The organism is Pseudomonas sp. P4_C1 (genome assembly GCF_056402155.1).
Window position 1 is genome coordinate 54344 of sequence record NZ_JBFUHY010000012.1, and the last position, 15757, is coordinate 70100.

16 protein-coding genes and 1 riboswitch are annotated in these 15757 nt (G+C 60.9%); of the genes, 9 read left to right on the forward strand and 7 right to left on the reverse strand.

Annotation, left to right across the window (positions count from 1 at the left end):
• The first annotated feature begins 327 nt into the window (after window positions 1–327).
• Window positions 328–1944: an L-aspartate oxidase gene (nadB, locus tag AC1DU9_RS10860; RefSeq protein WP_223462997.1), complete on the forward strand. Its 1617-nt coding sequence runs from the start codon at window positions 328–330 to the stop codon at window positions 1942–1944.
• On the opposite strand, the gene AC1DU9_RS10865 is transcribed toward nadB, so the two are convergent.
• Window positions 1913–2365: a protein YgfX gene (locus AC1DU9_RS10865; protein ID WP_223462996.1), complete on the reverse strand. Its 453-nt coding sequence runs from the start codon at window positions 2363–2365 to the stop codon at window positions 1913–1915. The two genes, nadB and AC1DU9_RS10865, sit on opposite strands and share 32 nt — an antisense overlap.
• Entirely contained in the window at window positions 2349–2603 is a 255-nt protein-coding gene (locus AC1DU9_RS10870) for an FAD assembly factor SdhE (RefSeq protein WP_003184348.1), read from the reverse strand. Before AC1DU9_RS10870 ends, AC1DU9_RS10865 begins: the two co-directional genes overlap by 17 nt.
• A gap of 149 nt (window positions 2604–2752) precedes the next feature.
• On the opposite strand from AC1DU9_RS10870, the gene ygfZ reads away from it, so the two are divergent.
• Window positions 2753–3694: a CAF17-like 4Fe-4S cluster assembly/insertion protein YgfZ gene (ygfZ, locus tag AC1DU9_RS10875; protein ID WP_223462995.1), complete on the forward strand. Its 942-nt coding sequence runs from the start codon at window positions 2753–2755 to the stop codon at window positions 3692–3694.
• A gap of 34 nt (window positions 3695–3728) precedes the next feature.
• Window positions 3729–4550, forward strand: a complete 822-nt coding sequence (locus tag AC1DU9_RS10880) for an HDOD domain-containing protein (RefSeq protein WP_223462994.1) — start codon at window positions 3729–3731, stop codon at window positions 4548–4550.
• A gap of 127 nt (window positions 4551–4677) precedes the next feature.
• On the opposite strand, the gene AC1DU9_RS10885 is transcribed toward AC1DU9_RS10880, so the two are convergent.
• Together AC1DU9_RS10885 and AC1DU9_RS10890 are read right to left on the reverse strand one after the other, a co-directional pair.
• A complete protein-coding gene (locus tag AC1DU9_RS10885; protein ID WP_223462993.1) occupies window positions 4678–6066 on the reverse strand; it encodes a sensor histidine kinase in 1389 nt (462 codons plus the stop codon).
• On the reverse strand, window positions 6059–6730 hold the full coding sequence (locus tag AC1DU9_RS10890) for a response regulator (protein WP_007979804.1): 672 nt from the start codon (window positions 6728–6730) through the stop codon (window positions 6059–6061). The genes AC1DU9_RS10885 and AC1DU9_RS10890 overlap by 8 nt, the downstream gene beginning before the upstream one ends.
• A 238-nt stretch (window positions 6731–6968) precedes the next feature.
• Here AC1DU9_RS10890 and AC1DU9_RS10895 point away from each other — a divergent pair, with 238 nt between their 5' ends.
• The 5 genes from AC1DU9_RS10895 to AC1DU9_RS10915 are packed head-to-tail and all read left to right on the forward strand — an operon-like array spanning window position 6969 to window position 12336.
• Entirely contained in the window at window positions 6969–8258 is a 1290-nt protein-coding gene (locus AC1DU9_RS10895; RefSeq protein ID WP_223462992.1) for an OprD family porin, read from the forward strand.
• A 39-nt stretch (window positions 8259–8297) separates the two neighbouring features.
• Window positions 8298–9275, forward strand: a complete 978-nt coding sequence (locus tag AC1DU9_RS10900) for a Bug family tripartite tricarboxylate transporter substrate binding protein (protein WP_223462991.1) — start codon at window positions 8298–8300, stop codon at window positions 9273–9275.
• A gap of 59 nt (window positions 9276–9334) precedes the next feature.
• Complete coding sequence (locus tag AC1DU9_RS10905) at window positions 9335–9793, forward strand: tripartite tricarboxylate transporter TctB family protein (RefSeq protein ID WP_223462990.1); 459 nt, start codon at window positions 9335–9337, stop codon at window positions 9791–9793.
• A 1-nt stretch (window position 9794) separates the two neighbouring features.
• Window positions 9795–11309 carry a tripartite tricarboxylate transporter permease gene (locus AC1DU9_RS10910; RefSeq protein WP_223462989.1) on the forward strand — a complete coding sequence of 505 codons (1515 nt, stop codon included), beginning with the start codon at window positions 9795–9797 and terminating at the stop codon, window positions 11307–11309.
• Window positions 11302–12336 (forward strand): AbrB family transcriptional regulator, encoded by a 1035-nt coding sequence (locus tag AC1DU9_RS10915; protein WP_223462988.1) that lies wholly within the window; start codon window positions 11302–11304, stop codon window positions 12334–12336. The genes AC1DU9_RS10910 and AC1DU9_RS10915 overlap by 8 nt, the downstream gene beginning before the upstream one ends.
• A gap of 100 nt (window positions 12337–12436) precedes the next feature.
• Here AC1DU9_RS10915 and ung read toward each other — a convergent pair whose 3' ends face one another.
• Entirely contained in the window at window positions 12437–13129 is a 693-nt protein-coding gene (ung, locus tag AC1DU9_RS10920) for a uracil-DNA glycosylase (protein WP_008050720.1), read from the reverse strand.
• Between the two features lie 133 nt (window positions 13130–13262).
• On the opposite strand from ung, the gene AC1DU9_RS10925 reads away from it, so the two are divergent.
• Window positions 13263–14375, forward strand: a complete 1113-nt coding sequence (locus AC1DU9_RS10925) for an enoyl-CoA hydratase/isomerase family protein (protein WP_223462987.1) — start codon at window positions 13263–13265, stop codon at window positions 14373–14375.
• A 99-nt stretch (window positions 14376–14474) separates the two neighbouring features.
• Here AC1DU9_RS10925 and AC1DU9_RS10930 read toward each other — a convergent pair whose 3' ends face one another.
• Together AC1DU9_RS10930 and AC1DU9_RS10935 are read right to left on the reverse strand one after the other, a co-directional pair.
• Window positions 14475–14921, reverse strand: coding sequence for a hypothetical protein (locus AC1DU9_RS10930; protein ID WP_223462986.1), 447 nt, complete (start codon window positions 14919–14921; stop codon window positions 14475–14477).
• Between the two features lie 167 nt (window positions 14922–15088).
• Window positions 15089–15334, reverse strand: a complete 246-nt coding sequence (locus AC1DU9_RS10935; protein ID WP_457266122.1) for a hypothetical protein — start codon at window positions 15332–15334, stop codon at window positions 15089–15091.
• A gap of 296 nt (window positions 15335–15630) precedes the next feature.
• Window positions 15631–15731, forward strand: a riboswitch (guanidine-I (ykkC/yxkD leader).
• Window positions 15732–15757 lie beyond the last annotated feature (26 nt).

Sequence of the window (15757 nt, forward strand, 5' to 3'; positions counted from 1 at the left end):
GCTGTCCCTTGTTTCAGGCAACCGTCTATTGATCTTGGCCCTTTGGCAAAAGTTCCAAATATTTATAGCGGCGCCGCCCCGACATTGTGCAACCGTGAAGGGAAAAACACTGTTAAATCGGCGATACAGTCATTCTCGCGCCCAACGGGCAGAAAAACATCCGACGAAGCGTCCGATGTTTTGCGTCACAGTAGTTTCACAATGCCATGCCAGCTCGGGTATTGTGCCGCTCCCCCCCTCTATATACTAGTAGGCTGTGCGGCTGCCTTGACTCGCCTGTCCAGCTGCGCCACCCCCGACCCGRGTCGCTTTGAGCGGAATCCTGAAATGAGCCAACAGTTTCAACACGATGTTCTGGTAATTGGCAGCGGTGCTGCCGGTTTGAGCCTTGCGCTGACCTTGCCCGGTCATTTGCGCATTGCCGTACTGAGCAAGGGCAACCTCGCCAATGGCTCGACGTTCTGGGCCCAGGGCGGCGTTGCGGCCGTGCTGGATGACACCGATACCGTTGAATCCCATGTCGATGACACGCTCAATGCGGGCGGCGGCCTGTGCCATGAGGACGCCGTGCGCTTTACCGTCGAGCACAGCAAGGAAGCCATTCAGTGGCTGATCGACCAGGGCGTGCCCTTTACCCGCGATGAACAGTCGGGTAACGAAGATGGCGGCTTTGAGTTCCACCTGACCCGCGAGGGCGGCCACAGCCATCGGCGCATCATCCACGCCGCCGATGCCACGGGTGCAGCCATTTTCACTACCCTGCTCGACCAGGCCAGGAAACGACCCAACATCGAACTGCTGGAACAGCGAGTGGCGGTTGACCTGATTACGGAGAAACGCCTGGGACTCGAAGGCGATCGCTGCCTCGGTGCTTATGTGCTCAATCGCGCCACCGGCGAAGTCGACACCTACGGCGCCCGTTTCGTGATCCTCGCCTCCGGTGGTGCGGCCAAGGTTTACCTGTACACCAGTAACCCCGACGGCGCCTGCGGCGATGGCATCGCCATGGCCTGGCGCTCGGGCTGCCGGGTGGCGAACCTGGAATTCAACCAGTTCCACCCCACTTGCCTGTATCACCCGCAAGCCAAGAGCTTCCTGATCACCGAAGCCCTGCGAGGCGAAGGCGCCCACCTGAAGCTGCCCAACGGCGAGCGCTTCATGCAACGCTTCGATCCACGGGCAGAGTTGGCTCCACGGGACATCGTCGCCCGGGCCATCGACCATGAAATGAAGCGCCTGGGCGTCGATTGCGTCTATCTGGACATCAGCCACAAGCCCGAAGCTTTCATCAAGACGCACTTCCCGACGGTGTACGAACGCTGCCTGGAATTTTCCATCGACATCACCAAGCAACCGATTCCAGTGGTCCCGGCAGCACACTACACCTGCGGTGGTGTGATGGTCGATCAACAGGGCCGCACCGACGTGCCGGGTCTGTACGCCATTGGCGAAACCAGTTTCACCGGCCTGCACGGCGCCAATCGCATGGCCAGCAACTCGTTGCTGGAATGTTTCGTTTATGCCCGCTCGGCGGCCGCGGACATTCTCGAACAGTTGCCCCGGATTCCGATGCCAGTCCCCCTTCCCGCCTGGGATGCGAGCCAGGTCACCGATTCCGATGAAGACGTGATCATTGCGCACAACTGGGATGAGTTGCGGCGATTCATGTGGGACTACGTCGGCATCGTGCGCACCAACAAGCGTCTGCAGCGGGCGCAACACCGCGTGCAATTGCTGCTGGATGAAATCGACGAGTTCTACAGCAACTACAAGGTCAGCCGGGATTTGATCGAGCTGCGCAACCTGGCTCAAGTGGCCGAGCTGATGATTCTGTCGGCCATGGAGCGCAAGGAAAGCCGTGGCCTGCATTACACCCTCGACTACCCGAACCTGCTGCCGGTCGCGCTGGACACTATTCTGGTGCCGCCCACCTACGTCGGCTGAACTTGAGCCGGACCCGCAGGCGTCGGTGCACATCCGCCGCCTGCGCATCCCGGGGCACGCAAATGGCCCTGACCCGGCGCTCGCCACGCAATCGAAAACGCAGTACCACCACCAACGGCAGCGCCAGGCTGTCCGGCCTCAGTTGCACGGGCTGCCAGCCCCCGGCCCGACTCCACAACTGCCAGCCATCGGCATCACGCCGCAAGCCGCAAAATGCCTGCGGGTGCGTCAGCAAGATCTGCCGGGGCAACAGCCAGACTCCGTGAGCCACGCACAGCGCGACGCCAAGCGAGCTGGCCCAGAGCGGAATTGACAGTAAAAACAACGAACCCAACGCGAACAGCTGGGCCAGAAGATACGCCGCCAGCAAGTGCCGTGAGGCATGCCAGCGGCATTCGAACGAGTTACTTGGGCTGGACACGGTCCAGGATCATGCGAACCATGCGCTGCAGTTCAGGATCTTCGGATTCGCTGCGTTCCATGAACCAGCCGAACATGTCCTGATCTTCGCATTCGAGCAACCTGACGTAGCAGGCGCGATCAACCTCGTTGAGGTGCGGGTAAACCTCTTTCACAAACGGCACCAGCAGCACGTCAAGCTCAAGCATGCCGCGGCGGCTGTGCCAGTAGAGGCGGTTCAGTTCAACATCTTCGACCATGGAGCGCTCCTCAAATAGGCCGCAAGTATACAGGCCCGCGCTCCGTCGAACAGTCGGCTTTGGTCGGGCACCGGTGATCCTTTGTGAACTACCCATTTCGAAGGCGCCCCCTTATGATGTCCGCCAGACTCTTTACCCTGCGATGACCCATGGCCGATTCTGCTTTTTTCTGCACGCTTTCTCATGAAGGTGTTCTCGCGGTCCGCGGCGCGGACGCCAGCAAATTCCTGCAAGGCCAACTGACCTGCAATCTCAACTACCTGAGCGATTCCCGGGCCAGCCTCGGTGCGCGCTGCACCCAGAAAGGCCGGATGCAATCGAGTTTCCGCATCCTGCTCGAAGGGGATGGCGTGGTCCTGGCCATGGCCACTGAATTGCTCGAACCGCAACTGGCGGACCTGAAAAAATACGCGGTGTTTTCCAAGTCGAAACTGACCGATGAAAGTGCCGCCTGGGTCCGCTTCGGCATTGACCATGGCGACGCCGCCCTGGCCAGCCTCGGTCTGGGCCTGCCGGCAGAAACCGACAGCGTCGTGCGCAACGATGGACTGATCGCCATCCGTGTCTCGCCGCAACGCGCCGAGTTGTGGGTTGCCGCCGGTCAAGCCAATGCGGTCAAAGGCAAGCTATCGGCGGTGCTGAGCGAAGCTGATCTGAATCAATGGCTGCTGGGCCAGGTCCGCGCAGGGATCGGCCAGGTCATGCCGGGTACCCGCGAGTTGTTCATCCCGCAGATGCTCAACCTGCAAGCGGTCGGTGGCGTGAGTTTCAAGAAAGGTTGCTACACCGGGCAGGAAATCGTCGCGCGCATGCAGTACCTGGGCAAACTCAAGCGCCGTCTGTATCGCCTGCAACTGGCTGCCAGCGAATTGCCTGAGCCGGGTACCCCGCTGTTTTCCCCGACCCACGGCAGTTCCATCGGCGAAGTGGTGCTGGCTGCCCGCGCCGGGCAGAACATTGAACTGCTGGCTGTGTTGCAAGCCGAAGCAGCAGACAGTGGAGACATCCACCTGGGCGAGCTCGAAGGGCCGTCCCTGCAGCTGCTCGACCTGCCTTATGAACTGGACCGCGATCGCGAAATCCAGCAATAACGGCAGCATTTGGCGCAACACCTAGAGAGACTACATGAGCGAACTGGCGGAAAAGGTCCAAAAGGATTTGGTTGAGGCCATCAATAACGATGACCTGGTTCTGCCAACGTTACCGGAAGTGGCCCTGCAGATTCGCAAGGCCGCAGAAAACCCGGAAGTCAGCGTCAGTACCCTGAGCAAAGTGATCGGCCGCGATACCGCGCTGTCGGCACGCCTGATCAAAGTGGTCAACAGCCCACTGTTGCGCGCGACCCAGGAAGTGACCGATCTGCATACCGCGATCACCCGCCTGGGCATCAACTACAGCTGCAATCTGGCGATCGGCCTGGTCATGGAGCAGATTTTCCATGCCCGCTCCGACGTGGTTGAACAGAAGATGCGCGATGTCTGGCGTAAAAGCCTGGAAATCGCCGGCGTCAGCTACGCCTTGTGCCGCAGCTATACCCGACTCAAGCCCGACCAGGCGGCCCTTGGCGGGCTGGTGCATCAGATCGGCGTGCTGCCGATCCTGACCTACGCCGAAGATCACTATGAGCTGCTGTCCGACCCGGTCAGCCTCAACCATGTGATCGACCAGATTCATCCGCTGATCGGCGAAAAACTGCTCAGGGTCTGGGAATTTCCCGACATGCTGGTGCAAGTGCCGCAGCTGTACCTGAACTTCAAACGCCAGTCTGCGCAGGTCGATTATGTGGATCTGGTGCAAGTGGCCAGCCTGTATTGCCACAAAGACACCGACCATCCGATCTCGCGCATCGATCCCTTCAGCGTGCCTGCTTTCGTCAAACTCGGGATCGATCCGGACGACAAGGCGATGTGTGCTGACCTGGAAGAAACACGCTCGATGTTTTACTGATCCAAAACCGCGCCGCCCCCATCGCGAGCAAGCTCGCTCCCACAGGATTTGTGGTGCTGCATAGATCCAGTGTGGGAGCGAGCTTGCTCCGGGCGGCGTTCCGACGATGGGACCAGAACAAGCCCCATCAATCTCCCGCAATAAAACTCACCCGCACCTTCAACCCTGCGTGCTCACCGTCGTGCAGGCTGATCTGCGCCAGATGCGCGCGGCAGATCTCACCGACAATCGCCAACCCCAACCCTGAACCGGCCACTTGCTGATTGCGTCGGTAAAAGCGCTCGAATACCCGATCGCGTTCCTCAAGAGGAATGCCGGGGCCATCGTCTTCGACTTCCAGCACYGCCGGCGCCGAAACGCGCAAAATCACGTTGCCACCCGGTGGCGTGTGAGCCAGTGCGTTATCCACCAGATTGCTCAGCAGTTCGTTCAATAACGTCGGTTCGCCCCGCAACCAGACGGGTTCATCCGCTTCCAGCGCCAGCGCGATGCCGCGCTTGTGGGCCAGCGGCGCCATGGCCATACCCAGGTCCCGAGCCAACTGACTGAGGTCGAGTAACTGCGCGCCGCCCTCGGCGATCGCCCGGGCGCCATTTTCGACCCGAGCCAGGGAAAGCAACTGATTGGCCAGATGAGTCAGGCGATCAGTGCCTTGGGCGGCGGTCTCCAGGGTGCTGCGCCAGGTGTCGGGCTCGGCCGAACGCATGCCCAGCTCCAGTCGCGCCTTGAGTGCTGCCAATGGCGTGCGCAGTTCGTGGGCGGCTTCGGCAATGAATTGCGCCTGCTTCTCGAACTGTCCGCGCAAGCGCTCGGTAAAGTGATTGAGGGCGCGCACCAGCGGCCACAATTCGCGCTGCACTTCCACCAGCGGCAAGGGGCGCAGATCGTCCGGCTGGCGCTCTTCCACCGCCGTGCGCAAGCGCTCAAGCGGACGTAACGCGGCACTCACCGCAAACCACACCAGCATCAACGCACCGATTGCCAGCATGCCCAGGCGCAGCAACGTATCCGCCGCCAGACTGCGGGCCATGCTGACGCGCGCTTCATCGGTTTCCGCCACGCGAATTTCCGCCATGCCGTTCATGTTCGGCTCACTCACGGGCTTGAGCAGGCTCACCACTCGCACGTTCTGCCCGCGGTACTGGGCGTTGTAGAAACGTGCCAGCGCCGGATAGTCATCAGTGCGCGGCGTTCCCGGCGGTGGCGCGGGCAGGTTTTCGTAACCGGAAATCAGCTTCTGATTGATGTCGTTGACCAGGTAGAAAATTCGCCCGGCACTGTCGTAGGCAAAAGTATCGAGGGCCACGTAGGGCACGTCGGCACTCAGGGAGCCATCGCGCTGGGAGACGCCGGCGGCGATGGTCCGCGCCGACGCCAGCAGGGTCCGGTCATAAGCCGTGTCGGCGGCTTCACGACCGTTCCAGTAGGCGCTCAATCCGCTGGCCAGCATCAACACCACCAGCAACAGCGCCAGGTTCCAAAGCAACCGCCAGCGCAGACTGCTCGGACTATGCATCGCGGCTTTCCAGCAAGTAACCGAGGCCGCGGAAGGTCACGATGGCGACCGGTTGGCCATCGAGTTTCTTGCGCAGGCGGTGCACGTAGATTTCGATCGCATCGGGGCTGGCCTCTTCATCGAGACCGAACACCTGCGAGGCCAGTTGCTCCTTGCTCATCACCCGACCGGGGCGCGCGATCAGGGCTTCGAGCACGGCTTGCTCGCGGGAGGTCAGGGTCAGCAACTCTTCGCCGAGGGTGAAGCGCCGGGTTTCCAGGTCATAGGCCAGCACACCGCAACGCTGAATGCGCTCACCACCCAGCACGCTGCGGCGCAACAAGGCTTTGACCCGGGCTTCGAGTTCGGTCAGTTCAAATGGCTTGGCCAGGTAGTCGTCGGCGCCGAGGTTCAGGCCGTGGACCCGGTCCTTGACGTCGCTGCGGGCGGTCAGCATCAACACCGGCAGGTTCTTGCCCCGCGCCCGCAAGCGCGCCAGCACTTCGAAACCATCCATGCGCGGCAAGCCGACGTCGAGGATCGCCATGGCGTATTCCTCGCTGCCCAGCGCCAGGTCGGCTGCCACGCCATCGTGCAGAACGTCCACGGTCAGCCCGGTGCTCTTGAGCGCCTGAGCGACACTTTCGGCGAGCTGCAGATGGTCTTCGACGAGCAGAACACGCATGGATCTTTACCTCATTCAGGGATGGTCGACGCCATTCTTTGGCGCGGAGTTTACAGCGGCATCCGTCGCTGTGAAGCCCGAAAAATCGTGAAAGCCTTCTGAAAGGTTAGCGAAAGGTTAGCCCGTTAGAGTCGGACCACGGACAGTTTCGACTGCCGTCGCTGCAGCCACACAGCGATACGAAAAACGCCTCGAAGCGTTTTCGACAAATAAGAACAATAAACGGAGTAAGTCATCCATGCAGTCCCTGCAGACCCAGGCTATCGCGCCTGCCCGCCTCTCCCGTTTCAGCCACGCTGCGCTTGCCAGCGCTGCCGCCCTTGCCGGTTTTTCACCGTTGAGCCAGGCCGCATTCTTTGACAACAGCTCGGCCACTTTCGAAACCCGCAACATGTACTTCAATCGCGATTATCGCGACGGTACCAGTGCCCAACAGTCCAAGCGTGACGAGTGGGCCCAGGGTTTCATGCTCAATCTGAAATCAGGCTACACCGACGGCACCGTGGGGTTCGGTGTCGATGCGCTGGGCATGATGGGGGTCAAGCTCGATTCAAGCCCTGACCGCACCGGTACCGGCCTGCTGCCGACTGACGATGGGCGAGCCGTCGACGAATACTCCAAACTCGGCCTGACCGGCAAAGTGAAAATCTCCGCCAGCGAGCTGAAAATCGGCACCCTGATTCCGGAACTGCCGATCCTCAAACCCAACGATGGGCGCATCCTGCCGCAGACGTTTGAGGGCGGCATGCTGACCTCCAGGGAAATCAAGAGCCTGACCTTCACCGGCGGGCGTCTGGACAAGGCCAAGGATCGCGACAGCACCGACTTCGAGGACATCGCCCTCAACAACAAGAACGGCCGCTTCGCTGGCACCGTGGCCGGCAAGCACTTCGACTTTGGCGGCGTGGACTACAAGTTCACCGACAAAATCACCGGCAGCTACCACTTCGCGCAACTCGATGAAGTCTACAACCAGCACTATCTCGGGCTGGTTGCTGCGCAGCCGTTCGGCCCTGGCACCTTTGCCAGCGACCTGCGATTTGCCATCAGTGATGACCAGGGCGAGGCCCGCGGCGGCCCGATCGACAACAAGTCCCTCAACGGTCTGGTGAGTTACGCCTTGAGCGGGCATAAGTTCAGCGCGGGCTACCAGCACATGTCCGGCGACAGCGCGTTCCCCTATGTGGATGGCAGCGACCCGTATCTGGTGAACTTCGTGCAGATCAACGACTTTGCCGGCGCCCAAGAGCGCTCCTGGCAAGCGCGTTATGACTTCGACTTCGTCACCCTCGGCGTCCCCGGCCTGACCTTCATGAGCCGTTACGTGAGCGGTGACAACATCAAGCTCAAGAACGGTGACGAAGGCAAAGAATGGGAACGCAACAGCGAGATTAAATATGTTGTACAAAGCGGCGCGCTCAAGGATGTCGCCGTGCGTCTGCGCAATGCCACCTACCGTTCCAACTACTCCGCTCGCGATGCCGATGAAGTGCGTCTGCTGGTGAGCTATAGCGTTGCCCTTTGGTAATTCAGTACGTCAATAACAACAACTCCCAAGGAGACTTGAATGAACCTGTCAATGCGTAAACTAGCCCTCGCCGCCAGCGTCCTGCTGCTCACCGGCCAAGCGCTCGCCGAACCCAAACGTCCGGAATGCATCGCCCCGGCCTCGCCCGGCGGTGGTTTCGACCTGACCTGCAAACTGGCGCAAAGCGCGCTGGTCAACGAAAAACTGCTGACCAAGCCAATGCGCGTGACCTACATGCCCGGCGGTGTCGGCGCGGTAGCGTACAACGCGGTGGTCGCCCAGCGTCCGGCCGATGCCGGCACCCTGGTGGCCTGGTCCAGTGGTTCGCTGCTGAACCTGGCGCAAGGCAAGTTCGGTCGCTTCGATGAAAGCAACGTGCGCTGGCTGGCCGCCGTTGGTACCAGCTATGGCGCCATCGCGGTTAAAAGCGATTCTCCTTACAAGACTCTGGACGATCTGGTCCAGGCACTGAAGAAAGATCCGAGCAAAGTAGTGATCGGTTCCGGCGGCACCGTCGGCAGCCAGGACTGGATGCAAACCGCGCTGATCGCCAAGGCTGCCGGGATCAACCCGCGCGACTTGCGTTACGTTGCCCTCGAAGGTGGCGGCGAGATTGCCACCGCCCTGCTCGGCGGCCACATCCAGGTTGGCAGCACCGACATCTCCGACTCCATGCCGCACATCCAGAGCGGTGACATGCGTTTGTTGGCAGTGTTCTCCGACAAGCGTCTGGACCAGCCGGAAATGAAGGACATTCCGACAGCACGCGAGCAAGGCTATGACATTGTCTGGCCGGTGGTGCGCGGCTTCTACCTCGGGCCAAAAGTCAGCGATGAAGACTACGCCTGGTGGAAAGCGGCCTTCGACAAACTGCTGGCCTCCGAAGACTTCGCCAAGCTGCGCGATCAGCGCGAGCTCTTCCCGTTCGCCATGACCGGCCCGGAGCTGGACACCTACGTGAAGAAGCAGGTCGCGGACTACAAAGTGCTGGCCAAAGAGTTCGGCCTGATCCAGTGATCGTCTCTGTCTAGCGGTTGCGGCTCCGTTTTGGCGGAGCCGCAGCCCAGGAGTTCCTCATGCTCTTACAACGCATTTTTGCTTCGGTGCTGTTGCTGGTCTGTATCGGCCTGGCACTGATGGCGTGGCCGTATCAAGCGGCTTTTTCCTACGAACCGGTGGGACCTCGGGCCTTCCCGTTGTTGATGCTCGGCCTGATGGGCTCGGCACTGTTGTACATGGTGTTCCGTCCTGCGCCGATCAAGCACAGCGATGACGAGCCGCCGCTGGATCGCGAGACCCTGACCAAGATCGGCATCTGCGTAGTGCTGTTGCTGGTATTCGCCGGCACCTTCGAACCCCTGGGCTTCATCGTCGCCAGCATCCTGACCGGTGTGCCGATGGCGCGCCTGTATGGCGGCCGCTGGGTACCCAGCATCGTGATCATCAGCCTGATGGCCGTCGGTCTCTATCTGCTGTTCGACCGCGTGATGGACGTACCGCTGCCCCTCGGCCTGCTCGACGTTCTGGAGAACTGATATGGATACTCTTGGCTATTTGGGTCAGGGCTTCGGCGTCGCGCTGAGCCCGTACAACCTGGTGACCGCACTGTGCGGCACCCTGATCGGCACCGTGGTCGGCCTGTTGCCGGGCCTGGGGCCGATCAACGGCGTCGCACTGTTGATCCCGATCGCATTCGCCCTCGGCCTGCCACCGGAGTCGGCACTGATCCTGCTGGCGGCGGTGTACCTGGGTTGCGAATACGGCGGCCGGATCAGTTCGATCCTGCTGAACATTCCGGGCGAAGCGTCCACCGTGATGACCACCCTCGATGGCTACCCGATGGCCCGCCAGGGCCTGGCCGGTGTCGCGCTGTCGCTGTCGGCATGGAGCTCGTTCATCGGTGCCTTCATCGCGACTTGCGGCATGGTGCTGTTCGCCCCACTGCTGGCGAAATGGGCGATTGCCTTCGGGCCGGCGGAATACTTTGTGCTGATGGTGTTTGCAATTGTCTGCCTTGGCGGCATGGCCGGTGACCGTCCGTTGAAAACGTTCATCGCGGCGCTGATCGGCCTGTTCCTGTCGACCGTCGGCATCGACGCCAACAGCGGTGTGTATCGCTTCACCGGGGACAACATCCACCTGACTGACGGCATCCAGTTCGTCGTGCTGGTGCTCGGTCTGTTCTCCATCAGCGAAATCCTTCTGCTGCTGGAAAAAACCCATCACGGCCAGGAAGCGGTGAAAGCCACGGGCCGCATGATGTTCAACTTCAAGGAAGCGGCGTCGGTGTTCACGGTGAACATCCGTTGCGGCGTACTGGGTTTCATCATGGGCGTATTGCCGGGTGCCGGCGCGACCCTGGCCAGTGCCGTGGCGTACATGACCGAGAAACGCATCGCCGGTGCTGGCGGCAAATTTGGCCAAGGTGACAAGCGCGGCCTCGCCGCCCCGGAAACCGCCATCGGTGGCGCAGCCTGTGGTGCGTTGGTGCCGATGCTGACCCTCGGTGTTCCAGGCTCCGGCACCACGGCGGTGATGATCGGCGCCCTGTCGCTGTACAACATCACCCCGGGCCCGTTGCTGTTCCAGGAACAACCCGACATCGTCTGGGGCCTGATCGCTTCGTTGTTCATCGCCAACGTGATGCTGGTGATCCTCAACATCCCGATGATCCGCGTGTTCACCCGCATCCTTGCCGTGCCGAACTGGGCACTGGTGCCGGTGATCGCCATCATCACCGGGATCGGCGTCTACGCGGTGCACGCCACCACGTTCGACCTGTTCCTGATGATCGGTATCGGCATCTTCGGCTACATCCTGCGCAAGCTGGACTTCCCGTTGTCGCCGCTGCTGCTGGGCTTCATCCTCGGCGGCCTGATGGAGCAAAACCTGCGTCGCGCCCTGTCGATTTCCAACGGCGCGCTGGAAATCCTCTGGTCGAGCCCGATCACCTTCGGTGTCTGGGTACTGACGGCGATCATGCTGTTGATGCCGATCATCCGCATCTGGCGCAAACGTTCGGCCACGCAGCGCGCTATCGCCGATGTCTGATCGGTCACCCTTCAGAAACTGGTGGGGAACCCCGCTGGTCGGCCTGCTTGGCGGCTACCTCGCCAGCCAGGTCGGCTGGCCTTTGCCGTGGATGGTCGGCTCGTTGCTGGCGATCATCCTAGTGCGCTGCCTGACACCCTGGCAATTGGCCGAAATCCCTGGCGGGCGCAAGTGCGGCCAGTGGATCGTCGGCATCGGTATCGGCCTGCACTTCACCCCGCCGGTGATGGAGCAGGTGCTGAGTCATTTCGGTCTGATCTTCTTCGGTGCGTTGGTCACCAGCCTGTCTGCCGTGGTCGGCGTGTGGCTGATGCGCCGCACCGGTGAAGATCGCGCCACGGCTTTCTTTTCCAGCATGCCCGGTGGTTCCGGGGAGATGGTCAACCTCGGCGCCCGCAACGGCGCGGTGCTCAGCCGTGTGGCGGCGGGGCAGAGTTTGCGGGTGTTGGTGGTCGTGCTGTGCGTACCGGCAGCCTTCAAGTATTTGTTGGGCGACGGAGCGCCGATTTCCCATGTTGGCAGCATCGATTGGCGCTGGCTGGCGGTGTTGTTTCCCGTTGGCGCGTTGGCCGCCTGGATCTGGGAACGCCTGCGTCAACCCAACCCCTGGCTGTTCGGGCCATTGCTGGTCAGTGCGGCAGTCAGCATCGGCTGGGACCTGCACATCGGTTTGCCCAACGGCGGTAGCCAGATCGGCCAATGGTTGATCGGCAGCGGTCTGGGCTGTCACTTCAACCGGCAGTTTTTCCGGCGTGCGCCATCGTTCATGGGCCGCACCTTGATTGGCACGGCGTTGACCATGCTGATCGCCACGGTGGCGGCATTGGGCTTGAGCGCGCTGACCCATCTGGACCTGCGCTCGCTGACGCTGGGCATGATGCCCGGCGGCATTGCCGAGATGAGCCTGACGGCAGAGACCCTGCAACTTTCGGTGCCGCTGGTGACGGCGATGCAGGTGATGCGCCTGTTGTTCGTGCTGTTTCTGGCGGAGCCGTTGTTCAAGTACTGGAACCGCGATCCAGAGTAAGACTGAGTCGACTTCATCGCGAGCAGGCTCACTCCTACAGGGGAATGCATTTTCCTGTAGGAGCGAGCCTGCTCGCGATGGGGCCGGCCCGGTCAGCACATCAAACCGGCGGCAAGCGCCACTCGATCGGCGTCTCACCATTCTGCTCCAGAAACTTGTTGGTGCGGCTGAAGTGCCCGCAACCGAGGAAGCCGCGATAGGCCGACAGCGGTGACGGGTGCACCGAGGTCAACACCAGATGCTTGGTGGCATCGATGAGCTTCTGCTTGCTCTGGGCATGGGCGCCCCACAGCATGAATACCAGGTGTGGTTGCTGTTGGCTGACCACTTCAATGACCCGATCGGTGAAAAACTGCCAGCCCTTGTCCTTGTGCGCATTGGCGTTGGCGCGCTCGACGGTCATGGTGGTGTTGAGCATCAGCACGCCCTGATCGGCCCAGCTCTGCAGGTAGCCATGGTTGGGGATGTCGATGTTCAGGTCGCGCTTGAGCTCTTTGTAGATGTTCACCAGCGACGGTGGCGCCGGCACGCCGGGTTGCACCGAGAAGCACAAACCATGAGCCTGGCCCGGGCCGTGATAAGGATCCTGGCCGAGGATCACCACTTTGACCTTGTCCAGCGGCGTGGAATTGAGCGCGTTGAAGATCATCGGCCCCGGCGGATAGATCTCCTTGCCGGCCGCCCGCTCCTGTTGCAGGAAGTTTCGCAATTCTGCCATGTAGGGCTGGTCGAATTCGGCACGCAGTGCCTCCTTCCAGCCCGGTTCGAGTTTGATACGGTCGTCAGCAGTCATGGTTACATCCGGCAAAAACAATTGGCGCGAACCCTAGGAAAGCTCGCCACACTTGTCAATTGATCTGACGCAGATCCGGCACTTTCCCATATAGCGATCATACTTAACCCTCAAATTCCCGATCGAGGTCACGATGAATCTGCACTTCGAAGAACTCACCGGCACGGACGGCGCCCGCATCGGCATCGCCAGTCTGGATGCCGAAAATTCCCTCAACGCCCTGTCCCTGCCGATGATCAACGCCCTGCGCGACCGCATGGAGGCCTGGGCCAAGGACCCGCAGATCGTTTGCGTCCTGTTGCGCGGCAAAGGCGCCAAGGCTTTTTGCGCCGGTGGTGAAGTGCGCAGCCTGGTGGAAGCCTGTCGCGTCCATCCAGGTGAAGTACCGCCACTGGCCGCGCAGTTTTTTGCGGCGGAATATCGCCTGGACTTCAAACTTCACACCTACCCCAAACCGTTGATCTGTTGGGGCCACGGCTATGTGCTCGGCGGCGGCATGGGACTGTTGCAAGGGGCAGGCATCCGCATCGTCACGCCGAGCAGCCGGTTGGCCATGCCGGAGATCAGCATCGGCCTGTACCCGGACGTTGGCGCCAGTTGGTTTCTGTCGCGCCTGCCCGGCAAGCTCGGGTTATTCCTGGGCCTGACCGGTGCGCATATGAACGGCCGCGATGCCATCGATCTGGACCTGGCGGATCGTTTCCTGCTCGATGAGCAGCAGCCGGAGTTGATCGAAGGTCTGCTGCAATTGAACTGGCAGGAACAGACACCGATGCAGCTCAACAGCCTGCTCAAGGCCTTGCAACAGGAAGCCGTGGCGCAGATGCCCGAAGCCCAGTGGCTGCCGCGCCGTCAGCAGATCGACGAGCTGCTGGATGTCAGTGACGTGCGTTGCGCCTGGAAGGCCATCAGCACCTTGCGCGATCACAGAGATCTATTGCTGAGCCGCGCAGCCAGGACCATGAACGAAGGCGCCCCGCTGACCGCTCATCTGGTGTGGGAGCAGATCATCCGCGCCCGGCACCTGTCGCTGGCCGAAGTCTTTCAGATGGAATACACCCTGAGCCTCAATTGCTGTCGTCATCCGGAATTCAGCGAAGGCGTACGTGCCCGGTTGATCGACAAGGATCAGAAGCCGCACTGGCACTGGCCGGACATCAAAAACGTGCCGGACGCGGTAGTAGAGGCGCATTTTCACAAGGCGTGGGAAGGTCGGCATCCGCTGGCGGACCTCTCCGAGTACTGAACGAACTGTGGGAGCGAGCCTGCTCGCGAAGACGGAGTGTCTGACACACCGCCATCGCGAGCAGGCTCGCTCCCACAGGAATTGTATTTAACTGAATGATTAGCGGTGGTTATCCCGCCAGTTGTGACCGCCACGCTCACTACGATGGTTGCGCCCGTCTTGACCGCGATAGTCGTTGTTCCAGTTCCCGCGGTTATGGCCGTCCCAGTCATGGTGCTGATGCATGCGGTAGTCACCCTGCGACGGCTGATAGTAACGAGGGGGCGACTGGTACTGGCGCGACGGTTGATACATCCGCGGCTGCGAGTAATAGCGCGGTGTCGGCTGGTAATACCGCGCTGGTGGCACGTAATACCGGGGCGGCGGTGTGTAATAACCATTGGAATAGTAAGAGCTCCTCCCGGTGTAATAGGTTGGCGCAGGCGAGGTATAGACTTCGGAACTGTAGTAACTGCCTCCTTCGTCGTAGTAAGGCGCGCACCCACCAAGGGACAACCCCAACAGAGCAAGCAGAAGAATTCGGCACAGATTTTTTTGACAGAGCATGGCGGCCTCCTGGACCGCGGATAAGCCACGCCAGCGACGCTGACAGGCGACAATCAAATGTTCGGTGACTGTCGAAATATCAGACATCGAATTCGGAATCTGGTGCGTCTATGAAACAAGTAGAAACATCTGCCCGATGAAAGGTTTTTCATCCATTCACGTCCTGATTAACGGTGGCCACCGCGATATCCACCGCCGTGATAGCCGTGGCCACGGTAATAACCATGCCCACCGTAGTAATAGGAGCGATAACCACCGTAATAACGTGGGCCGTAATAGCCGCCGTGGTAATAAGGCGAGTAGTAACCGGGATAGTAATAAGGTGCCGCGTAGACGTCGGCAGGACTGTCGTAGTAGTAGCAGCCAGACAATCCCACTCCGAGCAATGCACCGAACAACAATCGACGCAACATGACGGCCTCCGTAAAGACCCGTGACAGCAGTCGGCACAGACCGGCTGACATCTGTTTTGACTGGCAAAACTGTGCCAAGTGCAATGCCGCGAGCACCTCCTGATCAGCGGCGGATACGTTCCAATGCGGTGCACTTGCGCACCATCACAAGGCAGCCTGCTTTCCCGATCAAACCCGCCGATCACCCCGCCCCCCACGCTAGAGCCCTCGGGCCGACTTGGCACGCCTCTCGCTTTAGCGCACTTGTTCCAAAAAAATGTGCAGGCGTCACTACAGGTTCGCGGCACCACAATTTGCAAATGGCTGACTAGGGTTCCGGCTCGCAATCGCGAGTGACTGGTCCGAGAGTTGGCGACCTCCAGTTGAGGTTACACGGCGGGACAAAAGCCCGGGAGACAAGCCACCGTTAGCGGTGCCGCTGCC